Origin of the sequence: Vibrio spartinae (assembly GCF_024347135.1) — a bacterium.
Classification (GTDB): domain Bacteria; phylum Pseudomonadota; class Gammaproteobacteria; order Enterobacterales; family Vibrionaceae; genus Vibrio; species Vibrio spartinae.
The window spans coordinates 3,380,169-3,392,386 of sequence record NZ_AP024907.1 but is presented as its reverse complement, the minus strand read 5'-3'; the positions used below and the strand labels follow the sequence as shown (position 1 = coordinate 3,392,386).

Here is a 12,218-nt window from a genome sequence, read left to right as displayed (position 1 = left end):
CGTTTAAAACGCTTCGCTTAAGACAATTATTTTCAGTCAATTCATTGAACGCTTAGTTGAGAATATTCGGAACATAGAGGCGGAAAGGTTCAATTTCCGCAGTAAACTCTGCTCCCTCGCTATCATGCATGATGTACTGTCCTTGCATGACGCCAACCGGTGTTTCGAGGGCGGTTCCACTGGTATAGGTATATTCGTCATTGGATGCGATAAACGGCTGTTCTCCGACGACACCATCGCCTTCGACGGACATCTGTTTCCCATTCGCATCCGTAATGAGCCACCGGCGTCCGATCAGCTGCACCGTTTCCTGACTGAGATTTTTCACCGTAATCACGTATGCAAAAATATATCGTTCTTGTTCTGGGAGTGATTGATCGGGGATATATTTGGTATGAACTTGCACTTTAATGCATGGCTTGGATATATCCATATAACCTCCTTACTCGGTGTGCCGCGGACAGTACCGCGGCAATTATGCAGCTAGCTGTTGCTGTCCAGCCAGTTTGCCATCGCGACAAACTGACTGAGGGATAGATTCTCCGGACGGCTCGTCGGATTAATACCTAGCTCTTCTAAGACTGCAACATCGAGTAGCGACTTATAACAGTTACGAACGGTTTTACGCCGCTGATTAAATCCTTCCCGACAGACTCTGTCGAGCCATTTGAGACTGGTTGCCGGATAAGGTAACTCCTGATGTGGTATGAGTCGGACGATTGCCGAATCCACTTTCGGTGGCGGTACAAACGACTCCGGTGGTACTTCCAGTACCGGTATAACCTTACAGTAATATTGAGTCATCACTGTCAGGCGTCCATAGGCTTTTGTTCCTGGCCCTGCTGCGAGTCGGTTGACGACCTCCTTTTGCAACATGAAATGCATGTCCTGAATTTGATTCTGGAATTCAAACAGGTGGAACATCAAGGGCGTGGAAATATTGTATGGCAGGTTACCAAACACACGCAGTTTGTTCTGAGACTGCACCAATTGGCTAAAATCAAAACGTAGCGCATCCGCTTCGTAGATCGATAGTTTGTCTTTTAAGTCAGGATGATTTCTCAGCCGTTCAGCCAAATCTCGATCGAGTTCGACGACGCTGAGTTTATCGATTTCTCTTCCGACTGGCTCGGTCAACGCCCCCAGACCAGGGCCGATTTCGACCAGATTTTGTCCGGGCCTCGGATTAATCGCAGCAACAATACCATCAATGATATAAGGATCATTGAGGAAGTTTTGACCGAAGCGTTTTCGGGCTTTGTGCCCTAAGTGGACATCATTTTTCATCATCATCAACTACTTTGTTCTTTTATTTACTAATTCGATAGCTTGTTGTAAAGCCGTTTTTAAACTGCCCGTATCAGCAGTCCCGGTGCCTGCAAGATCCAAGGCGGTACCATGATCGACCGAAGTGCGGATAAAAGGCAGCCCCAGCGTAATATTGACCGAACGGCTGAATCCTTTATATTTTAGTACAGGAAGCACCTGATCATGGTACATGCCTAAAATTGTATCAGCTTGCTCGAGGTACTTGTCATGAAATATCGTATCGGCCGGTAGAGGCCCGGTGAGGCGCATATTTTCCTCATCTCTTAACATATTCAGCGCTGGCGTGATTGTTGCTATCTCTTCATTGCCTAAGCATCCGTCTTCACCGGCGTGAGGATTGAGTCCACACACGTAAATATGTGGGTCGTCAATCGCAAATTTCTCTTTCAGGTCGTGATGGAGAATGCGAATAATACTTTGGAGACGCTCGGTCGTGACGGCTTTGGCTACATACGCAAGTGGAATGTGTGTTGTTACCAACGCAACCCGAAGCCCTTCTGTGGCGAGCATCATTACCACAAGTGGTGTATTGGATTTTTCGGCAAAAAATTCGGTATGTCCGCTGAAGGCAACCCCGGAACGATTGATAACGCCTTTATGAACCGGGCCGGTAACGACGGCATCAAATTCATCGTTCAGGCATCCTTCTGTCGCCCGTTCCAGTGTTTGCAGAACGTAGCGACTATTGGCTTCATCGAGTTGTCCTGCGGTAACCGGAGTTGCCAGCGCGATATGTTCCACCACCAGCGAGCCGGCTTTTTGAACAACCGGAGGCTGGGTCGGGTCATAATCATTGAGTTCAACCTTGATACCCAGCTGAGTTGCTCGCTGTTGTAACAGAGATTTATCTGCACAGACGACGATTTGATGTGACCAATCTTCTTGAGAAAGTGCCAGCACCAGATCCGGACCAATGCCCGCCGGTTCTCCTGCTGTGACGATAATACGCTTAATTGTCATTCGAATTGTCCTTGAGTCGTTCAATAAAGGCACTCGCTTTTAACTCTTGGATCCATGTACTGGATTCTTCATTAAATTTGCGATTGAACAGAATTCGATAAGCTTTATTTTTCTGCGCAGCATCAGTTTTATCCACCTGACGGCGCCCCAAGACTTCGACAATATGCCAGCCGTGAACGGTTTTAAATGGCTGACTGATTTGACCTACTGGCAGCGTTTCGATCTGATGTTTGAATTCCGGTACATAAATATCCGGTGATTGATAGCCGAGTTTGCCTTGCTGTGAGGCAGACCCCGGGTCTTGACTGTACTGTTGAGCAAGTTCACCAAAAGTCGCTTCTTTGTTATGAATCTTCTGAATGAAAGAATTCAGCTCTTTTTTGGCACCGTCATCACTTAAAATAATGGAGGGTTTGAGCAGAATGTGACGCGCATTAACTTCAGTCACGGACACGGTTTGTAGCCCTTTCACGTCATCAATTTTCAAAATGTGGAGTCCGACGCCACTACGGAATGGGCCAATAATCGTCCCTTTACTTTGCATCTTGATTTGATCCGCGAAAATGGTCGGCATTTCTTCTTTTCTCATCCAGCCCCAGTCACCGCCTTGCAGCGCTTTGGGGCCTTTTGAATAGGTAAGAGCCAATGTTCTGAAGCTTTCGCCTTTGGCAAGCCGGCGGACTAACGACTTTGCCAGTGCTTCGACTTTTGATTTGTCATTATCATTATCGATACGGAGCTGAATATGGCTGATTTTGTACTGAACGGAAGTATCTGTTTCTTGATTGAGAATATCTGCCAGTGAATCTACTTCTGCCGGTAAAATATTAATTCGACGGCGCACGAGAGCATTACGCGCTTCTGAAATGGCTATCTCATCACGAATTTTTTCTCTGAATGTGCCGTAGCTGACGCCAGACTGTTCGATTGATTTTCTGAGTTCCTGCACTGTTTGGTCATTTTGTTTGGCAATCTTTTCAATCGCCTGATTTAAACGACTGTCGTCAATTTTTACCCCAATACGGTCAGCTTCCTGCTTTTGCAGTGTGTCTGAAATGAGTTTATCGATAACCTGTGCACGAATAACATTGTCCGACGGAAGGGTTTGATGATGATGCGTTGCATTTGCTTTAAACAGCTTCATCTCCGTGTCGATATCACTGGTTAAAATCGCACTGTCATTGACAATCACGGCGATACGATCAAGTTCGACCGGGGTTGCGCTAATGTTCAGACTATAAAGGCTGATGATTGTGATTAGAAAGTATTGCCACAGTTTCATCGAGAATCCTATTGATTGGGCATATCATGCATGCCACTTGTTGTTCAAAAATATAATGATTTACAAACACCGAGATGAACCCAACGAATGAGCTCGACAGCCGCGTTATTGCTGTATTGCTGCTGGTGATTAGTTACTTAGCACAAAGGGGCGTCCATAACCAATTGCATTCGACGTTAGTTCATTGTTATGTGTCATATTCGTTCCTAAGCCGATAATGCCAATATTGACACTCAGATTGTTCTCATATCTTGCTTCGGCATCAGGATATTGTTGGAATGACGGTGTCCATTTATCCAGTTCCCGACTGTATGTCAGGCCGATAAACCAACAGTCAGAGATATAAGTCAGGTTGGCCTGCCACTCTAATTGATTATCTGTGGTGAGATCATAATAGTAGAGCGCCTTTGTTTGCCATTTCGGGCTGAGGTTATATTGTGCAACAACACCGAGTTGGGAAATACCATCTTTGGTCAGAGAATTGACGTCCAGAGTGTCACCGACGGTATCCTCAATATACTCTTGGGTGACATAACGGTAGTTCGTCTGGATAAAGCCTTTATCATGTCGGTATTCAAGGGTACTGTTCGACAATTGTACACGAGACGTGTCAACGTCATATTGGATACCCCCATGATAGAACAGCGTATCGTCATAGTTGAAATCCATTTCTACAGCCCAAGCTGAATAATCTGAGTTTTCTGTCGTTGAACGATTCAAGTTATCTTTCAGACCCTTATCCAAATAAAATATCTGGCCAAAAGCGATATTCAAGCGTTCTTTATATTGGTCATCGAAAAAGCGCGAGGCTGCCCCATAGCTAATTTGGTTCGCCGGGGCGATAAAGTCAACGCTACCGTATTTACGGCTTCGGAACAGACCATAGTAGTCGGTCTGTAACAGGGTTGTATCGTAACGGGCTATGTCGCTTTGATCTCTTTTGGGAATATAAAGATATTGCACCTGAGGTTCCAACGTTTGTGTATAACCATCTAAAACGACGGTATCCCGCTCAAGGTTCAGGCCGACATTCGAGCGAAATTCAGGAATATCTCTGGACACATTTTCTTTATAGCCCTTTGAAGCATCGACCCCTTCTAAATCTTGTCGATAATAGGTTGAAAGTAATCGAGCCTCTGTTGTCCAGGTTCCCCAAGTGGCCCCGAACGGAATCTTGATACCCGGTTCAATATGGACTCGGGTTGCCGAAGGTGCGTCATTTTCATCGGTATCGAATCTTGACACATGGCTAATGAGATCAAAATCAAGATAACGCATCAGCTCAGGGGCGTAATAGTTAAATGCAACCTGAGGCATTAATTTGTACGGTTGATTGCCAGTCTCTGTCAGGATTTGGAAATCCCGGGTGAGCAAAGAAAGATCCCAGTCGGTTGAACGGTAACTGACGCTTGCTTCTTGGGTTAACTGACCATCTTGTCGGGTTCCTATTTCTGAACCTAGATCTGAAAAATAATCGATATCACTCACTTCGGCGTAATTGATCGCTAGTGCCCAAGATTGATCATAAATACCGGCGTGAGTGAGCTGGAATCCCCAGCGGTCATCTTTTTCCGGATATTTTTTATCATCCGGCAGATATTCGTAGCTGATATTGCCACTTCCGAAAGTATTCAAATAGCGAAAATGGCTGTTCAGCTGTGTTCCCCGGTTTTCCATGTAGTTCAGGTTGGTCTGCAAATCATAGTTGGGGGCAAGGTTCCAGTAGATCGGGACATTGAGTTGAAAGCCGTCCTTTGAACCGAAAGAAAATGTCGGATAAAGAAATCCGGTTTTCCGTGTATTTCCAATCGGCACATTGAGTAATGGTAAATAGAGCAGGGGGACTCCCAGTACTTCCATACGAGGATTATAAAATGTTGCGGTTTCTTCATTCTGATCAATCGAAATACTAGAGGCTTTTAAACGCCAAGCATTATCTCCGTCAGGACAGGACGTGATCGAACCGTCTTCTATTTCATACATCGCCTGACCTGTTTTGGCGATATAAACCGCATCTCCCCGACCCGGCTGGCAGAGAAAATGATAGTTGGTTTTTTCCAGAGTCAACTTATCGGTGTTGAGGTCATTGATTGCCCGCTCAGAGACCGCTTGAACTTCACCATCATCGAACTTGACATTCCCTTGTGCGACCACAATGTTATCTTTTTGGTGCAGGGTGACGGTATCGGCAGTCATCCGTTTTTTGCCCTGGACTACGACAACATTACCAACATATGTCGCTTTATCGCCATTCACTGCTTCGAGCTTATCCGCTTCAACATTAATGGGTTGCTCATTCTGGTTGGTTGGTTCGATGTCTCCGGCACGGCACTGACCGATAGTAACCGTATTGCTTTGCGGAGCTGTTTCTGCATAACTATATGGGATAAAAAGCGCTGCACAGATCGAAGCAGCTAGCAACGAACGAGGAAAGTCTGACATCTAGTTGTGTTATCCTGTTAAATTGAGTTGATTCGGATGATCAGCATCAGTTGAACTAAAAATGTCTCTAATCATAATAGAAATTCAATCATACAGCACTAGTAGACTGCGCAACTCGTAAAAAATTCATTGAATGAGAGTCAATAATGCATATTTTCGGCAAAATTTTGGGTACTTTTTTTGGCTTATTGCTGGGTGGTCCTCTAGGGGCCATTTTCGGGCTTTTTCTTGGGCATCAGTTTGATAAAGCCCGAAGACAGTATCAAGGGGCACCATTCTCAGTTGGGGGGAATGGGGGCGCATCTCAGGAAGAGCGTCAAGATGAGTTCTTTCGTGCCGCTTTCTCAGTGATGGGGCATGTCGCCAAAGCCAAGGGCAAGGTGACGAAAGAAGAGATTCGTCTAGCAACGATCATGATGGATCGGATGAATCTGAACGACGCGCAGCAACGCTCGGCACAGGAGGCGTTTCGTGAAGGAAAAGAGTCGGGTTTTCCTTTGGAAGAAGTGCTTGAGCAGGTGATGCGTTCAACCGGTGGGCGACGTGATTTAATTCAATTTTTTCTAGAATTACAGATTTCCGCTGCCTTTGCCGATGGAGAACTGCATCCGAGTGAACGCGATATTTTGCATAAAATTGCCAGAGGACTGGCATTCTCAGAAGCGCAGCTTGAGCAACGGCTGAGAATGCAGGAAGCGGCTTTTCGATTTCAACATCATGCGGATTCAGGCCAAGAAAGCTATCAAAACCATCAGCAGGGCAGTTTCGGGCAATCCTATGCCTCGAACCATCTGAGCGATGCATATGATGTGCTGGGTGTTGATGAAAGCGCAGATGCAAAAACGATAAAAAGAGCATATCGGAAGCTGATGAATGAACATCACCCCGATAAACTGATGGCGAAAGGTTTGCCTCCGGAAATGATGACGATGGCGAAAGAAAAATCACAAGAAATCCAACAGGCTTATGATCTGATCAAAAAGGCCAAAGGCTTTTAAGCTCATTTCAGGATGAAACCAATATAAAACCAAAAAAGCCACAGCATTTGCTGTGGCTTTTGGAAAGTGGCTCCCCCTGCGGGACTCGAACCTGCGACATACGGATTAACAGTCCGCCGTTCTACCAACTGAACTAAGGGGGAATAAACTTTTAAGACATCGCTGTCTATACAAAATATGGTGCCGGCTGCCGGAGTCGAACTGGCGACCTACTGATTACAAGTCAGTTGCTCTACCTACTGAGCTAAGCCGGCGATATAAAATATGGCTCCCCCTGCGGGACTCGAACCTGCGACATACGGATTAACAGTCCGCCGTTCTACCAACTGAACTAAGGGGGAATAAACCTTTAAGACATTACTGTCTGATGAAAATGATGGTGCCGACTGCCGGAATCGAACTGGCGACCTACTGATTACAAGTCAGTTGCTCTACCTACTGAGCTAAGTCGGCAATGATCATTTTCAAATAATTTGTGGTGCCCGGAGGCGGAATCGAACCACCGACACGGGGATTTTCAATCCCCTGCTCTACCGACTGAGCTATCCGGGCAACGGGGTGTATTAAAAAGTTTTTCTCAGACAAGGTCAACAATAAAATGCAAAAAAAGTATCGTTTGTTGCTTTTATACCCAGGTTCCCCAGAAATACAGGCTTAAAGCCATATTTTATCAGAAGATGATAGGATAAAAATGAGAAAAAGATAGGTGTCGTTGCGGTGCAAAACCAGAATCTTCAGGGGGATGACGGCTGCTTGAAGATGGATAACGATGCTTGTTTCGGTTAAGTCAATCAGAGTACCCAAAAAGTGGCTGACTGTTTCTCCGGTGATGTAAAAATAAGAGAGAAGAGGAGGGGGCAACGGTAAAGCATCATGATGATAAATCGCATGACTGAGGCAAAAAAAAACCACAGCAAACGCTGTGGCTTCTTGAAAATGGCTCCCCCTGCGGGACTCGAACCTGCGACATACGGATTAACAGTCCGCCGTTCTACCAACTGAACTAAGGGGGAAAAGATGGTGCCTCGAGGCGGAATCGAACCACCGACACGGGGATTTTCAATCCCCTGCTCTACCGACTGAGCTATCGAGGCATGGAATAAATGGTGCCGGCTGCCGGAGTCGAACTGGCGACCTACTGATTACAAGTCAGTTGCTCTACCTACTGAGCTAAGCCGGCACAATATTTATTCTCAATGCTTTTCTTTTTCTTACTTTTATTTAATCAGGTATCTACAACACCAGATTAAATGAATTATGGTGCCCGGAGGCGGAATCGAACCACCGACACGGGGATTTTCAATCCCCTGCTCTACCGACTGAGCTATCCGGGCAACGGAGCGCTATTAAACGGATTTACACGCCAATCGTCAACTAGTTTTTCATGTTTCTATGAAAAAAGTGACTGTTTGCATGGTTTTTAACCTTGTTGTTCACAATCCAAGCGGTTCAAACATGCAAGATTGATTTATAGTTTCCCCGAATTAAACATCTGTTTGTAGTGCGTCACTTTTTCCAGATAGCGACGTGACTCTGCGTTCGGATGTTTTTTCGTCAGCGCCCAATAAACTTGGTTAGGTTTTAGGCGATTGATTTTACTCAGTGCCGTCTTTCTATTGCGGCTGAATGTTCGGAGTACACCACCGGCGCCCCCGTTATATGCAGAAATCATACTGTATTCGAGAGACAGTGAATTGGCGACTGAATTCAAATAGTTATGTTTTAAAATATAGAAATAGGCGGTTCCGGTATCAATATTGTTTTCTGGATTAAACAGATATTCAGGAGAGGGTTGTCCTGAGCGCTTTTTGATCCGTTGAAAGACATCTTTTCCTGCGGTCTTCGGCACGACTTGCATCAAGCCATAAGCGTTGGCCCAGCTCACAGCGTAAGGATTGAAACTGCTCTCAGTCTTGATAATGGCGTAAATCAGGTCTTCCGGAATACCATATTTTCGAGCGGCCCGGCGGATAATATCAGCATACTTATAGCTGCGAATTTCAACTTGATCTTCCACCATCGGGATTTCGACATAGTAAGATTTTTTAAAATCGACTTGTTTGACTTGTAACTTATTTTTGATCAGGTAATCGGCAAATCGATTGGCTCGCCAGCTCCACTGGATCGCCTTATGATCTTGATCGACTACTTGTTGATAAAGAAACGGTTTCCCTTTGAGGACGATTTTCTCGGATGAGAATAAATCGACATGCTTGGGGTCATCCGGGGTCAGGAGAGTGGTGATGATCGCTTTCTTCAAATGGACTAACGGCTCGGTCGTTGCGACCGTTGCGACGGTGATTTGTCCTTGATTGAAATTGACATCGGCACGGCTGCGATAGTCATCGATATATTTCACGTAGTTTGTTTTGCCGGCAATTTTAACTTCTTTGGTTCCCCAGCGATGTTCTATTTTGCCGGTGAAGCTGCTGATGAGGGCATTTAATGCTGCCGCATCTTTCATAAACTGGCCGGGGAGGGGGGCTAAATGTTTGGCAAACCGATTGGTCGGTTCGTAATTCACATCGTATATTTTTTCGATCAACTCACGGCTACAACCGCTGGTTAAGAGCGGAATTACACACAAGATCAGAGTGCTGAGTCGGGTCGTTCGCTGCCTGAGAGAAACGCTGTGCGTTAAGCTGAACATTGAAAAAAAGTGTCGAATCAGATTGGTCATCCATGGTACCTGTACGGGAAACACTCACACAATCACCGTGAATGGTGACTGTGTGAACAACAACTTATGACTCACTTGGTGGTGTATATCCTTCGATGTGGACCTCTTTCCCTTCAAACAGAAAATTCACCATCTCTGTTTCAAGCAACTGGCGATGCTCTGGATCCATCATATTCAGTTTCTTTTCATTAATGAGCATGGTCTGTTTATGCTGCCACGCTGCCCAAGCTTCTTTAGAGATGTTGTTAAAAATTTTTTTCCCTAATTCACCGGGATAAAGTTGAAAATCCAGCCCTTCGGCTTCTTTCTTCAAACGTGCACAAAAAACAGTGCGACCCATAAGGATATCCTCATTGTTCGGAGTTAAAAACTACTGATGTTATACCAGAGAGTCCCATTTCCTGCCACTTCAGCAGCCCTCAAGGTGACGGGTCAGGAATTTTTTTATCGGAGTGGGGAGTCCGAGGTTGAACACTTTACTTTTTTCGACCCACTGTAATTGGGGTTCCATGACCCCTAAACGGTCGATCATCCACACATTGGCATCCAGCTTATAGTGGGTGAATGTGTGTTTGAAGGTTCCTTTGAGCTGCATATGCTCACCGAACTGTTCGGGTTGTAGGTGAATCTGTGGCAGACACCAGAGTGCGCCCCAAATCCCATCGCTGGCCCGTTTTTCCAGCAGAATCTTATTGTCCGACTCAACCCATAGAAATTGCCCGGCTTTGGTTGGAATCGTCTTCTTCGGTTTTGGCGTTGGTAATGTTTGAACTCTGTCATATTTGAAAGCCAGACACGTTTTCTGGAAACAACAATGTTCGCAATTGGGATTTTTGGGTTTACAAATAGTGGCACCAATATCGAGTAAGCCCTGAGCAAACACACGGTTATCAGTCTCTGGCGTGAATGTCTCAGCCAGTTGCCAGAGTTGTTTATCAACCGCAGAAGTCCCCGGGACACCATCGAGGGCAAAAAACCGGCAAAACAGCCGTTTGACGTTCCCATCAACAATGGGGCCGTAGCGGTCATAAGCAAATGAACGAATCGCCCCGGCCGTATAGCGTCCGACACCGGGAATATCCAGCAGTGCTGCGAGAGATTCGGGGAATTGCCCCTGATGGTGTGCCATGATGTATTGGGCCGCTTTGCGCAGATTTCTGGCCCGGGAATAATAGCCCAAACCTTGCCAATGATTCATGACCTCATCTTCTGTTGCGCTGGCGAGCGCTTCGATAGTCGGGAAACTCGTCATCCAACGTTCGAAGTAAGGAATGACCGTCACCACCTGAGTCTGTTGCAGCATCACTTCAGAAACAAGAACACGGTACGGGGATGGATTCTGTTGCCACGGCAAATCATGACGCCCATGGGCGCGTTGCCAATCGATCAAGTGTTGCTGAAATTGTGGCGGAGATATTGGATATTGCATGTGCATGGCTGACTTTACTTTTGAATGATTTTTATGAATGACCGTTTTATCGGGGGCTGAGCCCACGATTGTATCCATCTTATGCGATGATTGATGCAGATCCTGATGAAACAACGCTGATTGCAGCACAGAAAAGTTGCGTTGTAAAACACATAAATCATGCAGGATTAGATATAATTTTCAGTTCAGGACTTGAACCGACACGTATTCTTTGGATAATCACACCTCCTTATATCCGGGAGCAAGAAAACAGGCGAGAACCATGAGTGAAGTAACAACCAACGAATATACCGATGATGGTAAAATCATGCGTAAAATTCGCAGTTTTGTTCGCCGCGAAGGACGTCTGACCAAAGGTCAGGAAGCTGCGATGAATGAGTGCTGGCCTCTGATGGGAATCGATTTCCAGCCGCAAAAATTAGTTTGGCAGTCTGTGTTTGGCAACGATAACCCCGTTATTCTGGAAATCGGATTCGGTATGGGATCATCGCTGGTTGAAATGGCTAAAAATTCTCCGAATCAAAATTTCATCGGTATTGAGGTGCATGGTCCGGGAGTCGGGGCTTGTCTGGCTTCTGCACGGGAAGCTGGCGTAACCAACCTGCGGGTCATGTGTCACGATGCCGTCGAAGTTTTCGAATATATGATTCCCGAGCATAGCCTGCATCGGCTACAGCTATTCTTCCCTGATCCGTGGCATAAAAAGCGTCACCACAAGCGGCGGATTGTACAGCCTGAATTTGCAGCGATGGTGCGTCAGAAGTTGATCATCGGAGAAGGTATCTTCCATATGGCAACCGACTGGGAAAACTATGCTGAACATATGATTGACGTGATGAATCAGGCGCCCGGCTATGTCAATGTCGCGACCGATGGTGATTTTATTCCCCGGCCTGATGAACGCCCGTTGACGAAGTTTGAACAACGTGGACAACGTTTGGGGCATGGGGTCTGGGATATCCAGTTTCGCTGTGTTGAATGACAGAACTGAATCCGCGGATCTGAATCACTGGTAAAGACAGACTTGTCCAGTCTGATGGCTTCTTCATCATCTCTGTATTCCGATGATAGTCATTGTTTTGGTGATAAGCGTTGTTT

At 45.9% G+C, this 12,218-nt stretch carries 10 protein-coding genes and 9 tRNA genes; 2 read left to right on the top strand and 17 right to left on the bottom strand.

The features are described 5' to 3' along the window. Window positions 1–52 precede the first annotated feature (52 nt). The 5 genes from apaG to lptD all read right to left on the bottom strand — a co-directional run bounded on the left by apaG (window position 53) and on the right by lptD (window position 6,013). The gene (gene apaG / locus OCU60_RS15245; protein WP_074371442.1) at window positions 53–433 is read right to left on the bottom strand and encodes a Co2+/Mg2+ efflux protein ApaG; all 381 of its coding nucleotides are present in this window, start codon (window positions 431–433) and stop codon (window positions 53–55) included. A 50-nt stretch (window positions 434–483) separates the two neighbouring features. Continuing rightward, window positions 484–1,287, bottom strand: coding sequence for a 16S rRNA (adenine(1518)-N(6)/adenine(1519)-N(6))-dimethyltransferase RsmA (gene rsmA, locus OCU60_RS15240; protein WP_074371521.1), 804 nt, complete (start codon window positions 1,285–1,287; stop codon window positions 484–486). Between the two features lie 9 nt (window positions 1,288–1,296). Continuing rightward, a complete protein-coding gene (pdxA, locus tag OCU60_RS15235; RefSeq protein WP_074371441.1) occupies window positions 1,297–2,289 on the bottom strand; it encodes a 4-hydroxythreonine-4-phosphate dehydrogenase PdxA in 993 nt (330 codons plus the stop codon). Beyond that, complete coding sequence (gene surA, locus OCU60_RS15230) at window positions 2,279–3,571, bottom strand: peptidylprolyl isomerase SurA (protein WP_074371440.1); 1,293 nt, start codon at window positions 3,569–3,571, stop codon at window positions 2,279–2,281. Before surA ends, pdxA begins: the two co-directional genes overlap by 11 nt. A 129-nt stretch (window positions 3,572–3,700) precedes the next feature. Next, a complete protein-coding gene (lptD, locus tag OCU60_RS15225; RefSeq protein WP_074371439.1) occupies window positions 3,701–6,013 on the bottom strand; it encodes an LPS assembly protein LptD in 2,313 nt (770 codons plus the stop codon). Between the two features lie 146 nt (window positions 6,014–6,159). Here lptD and djlA point away from each other — a divergent pair, with 146 nt between their 5' ends. Then, a complete protein-coding gene (gene djlA / locus OCU60_RS15220) occupies window positions 6,160–7,011 on the top strand; it encodes a co-chaperone DjlA (protein ID WP_074371438.1) in 852 nt (283 codons plus the stop codon). Window positions 7,012–7,078: 67 nt separating this feature from the next. Here the strand turns inward: djlA and OCU60_RS15215 are convergent. The 12 genes from OCU60_RS15215 to mutY all read right to left on the bottom strand — a co-directional run bounded on the left by OCU60_RS15215 (window position 7,079) and on the right by mutY (window position 11,120). After that, window positions 7,079–7,154, bottom strand: a tRNA-Asn gene (locus OCU60_RS15215). Window positions 7,155–7,189: 35 nt separating this feature from the next. Beyond that, a tRNA-Thr gene (locus tag OCU60_RS15210) sits at window positions 7,190–7,265 on the bottom strand. Window positions 7,266–7,276: 11 nt separating this feature from the next. Further along, window positions 7,277–7,352 (bottom strand) — tRNA-Asn (locus tag OCU60_RS15205). A gap of 36 nt (window positions 7,353–7,388) precedes the next feature. Next, window positions 7,389–7,464 (bottom strand) — tRNA-Thr (locus OCU60_RS15200). 23 nt (window positions 7,465–7,487) lie between these two features. Next, window positions 7,488–7,563 (bottom strand) — tRNA-Phe (locus tag OCU60_RS15195). A 385-nt stretch (window positions 7,564–7,948) separates the two neighbouring features. Then, window positions 7,949–8,024: transfer RNA gene (locus OCU60_RS15190), tRNA-Asn, on the bottom strand. A gap of 5 nt (window positions 8,025–8,029) precedes the next feature. Next, window positions 8,030–8,105: transfer RNA gene (locus OCU60_RS15185), tRNA-Phe, on the bottom strand. Window positions 8,106–8,115: 10 nt separating this feature from the next. Continuing rightward, a tRNA-Thr gene (locus OCU60_RS15180) sits at window positions 8,116–8,191 on the bottom strand. 78 nt (window positions 8,192–8,269) lie between these two features. Further along, window positions 8,270–8,345 (bottom strand) — tRNA-Phe (locus OCU60_RS15175). Window positions 8,346–8,479: 134 nt separating this feature from the next. Next, window positions 8,480–9,661, bottom strand: a complete 1,182-nt coding sequence (gene mltC / locus OCU60_RS15170) for a membrane-bound lytic murein transglycosylase MltC (RefSeq protein ID WP_083602570.1) — start codon at window positions 9,659–9,661, stop codon at window positions 8,480–8,482. A 94-nt stretch (window positions 9,662–9,755) separates the two neighbouring features. Beyond that, window positions 9,756–10,031, bottom strand: coding sequence for an oxidative damage protection protein (locus tag OCU60_RS15165; RefSeq protein ID WP_074371436.1), 276 nt, complete (start codon window positions 10,029–10,031; stop codon window positions 9,756–9,758). Window positions 10,032–10,100: 69 nt separating this feature from the next. Further along, window positions 10,101–11,120, bottom strand: a complete 1,020-nt coding sequence (gene mutY / locus OCU60_RS15160) for an A/G-specific adenine glycosylase (RefSeq protein WP_074371519.1) — start codon at window positions 11,118–11,120, stop codon at window positions 10,101–10,103. Between the two features lie 262 nt (window positions 11,121–11,382). On the opposite strand from mutY, the gene trmB reads away from it, so the two are divergent. Continuing rightward, the gene (gene trmB, locus OCU60_RS15155) at window positions 11,383–12,102 is read left to right on the top strand and encodes a tRNA (guanosine(46)-N7)-methyltransferase TrmB (protein ID WP_074371435.1); all 720 of its coding nucleotides are present in this window, start codon (window positions 11,383–11,385) and stop codon (window positions 12,100–12,102) included. The last annotated feature ends 116 nt before the right edge of the window (window positions 12,103–12,218 follow it).

Bases quoted from the DNA above. Each gene is read 5' to 3' on its own strand.
- apaG (WP_074371442.1), bottom strand. From the start codon at position 433: ATGGATATATCCAAGCCATGCATTAAAGTGCAAGTTCATACCAAATAT.
- rsmA (WP_074371521.1), bottom strand. From the start codon at position 1,287: ATGAAAAATGATGTCCACTTAGGGCACAAAGCCCGAAAACGCTTCGGT.
- pdxA (WP_074371441.1), bottom strand. From the start codon at position 2,289: ATGACAATTAAGCGTATTATCGTCACAGCAGGAGAACCGGCGGGCATT.
- surA (WP_074371440.1), bottom strand. From the start codon at position 3,571: ATGAAACTGTGGCAATACTTTCTAATCACAATCATCAGCCTTTATAGT.
- lptD (WP_074371439.1), bottom strand. From the start codon at position 6,013: ATGTCAGACTTTCCTCGTTCGTTGCTAGCTGCTTCGATCTGTGCAGCG.
- djlA (WP_074371438.1), top strand. From the start codon at position 6,160: ATGCATATTTTCGGCAAAATTTTGGGTACTTTTTTTGGCTTATTGCTG.
- mltC (WP_083602570.1), bottom strand. From the start codon at position 9,661: ATGTTCAGCTTAACGCACAGCGTTTCTCTCAGGCAGCGAACGACCCGA.
- OCU60_RS15165 (WP_074371436.1), bottom strand. From the start codon at position 10,031: ATGGGTCGCACTGTTTTTTGTGCACGTTTGAAGAAAGAAGCCGAAGGG.
- mutY (WP_074371519.1), bottom strand. From the start codon at position 11,120: ATGCAATATCCAATATCTCCGCCACAATTTCAGCAACACTTGATCGAT.
- trmB (WP_074371435.1), top strand. From the start codon at position 11,383: ATGAGTGAAGTAACAACCAACGAATATACCGATGATGGTAAAATCATG.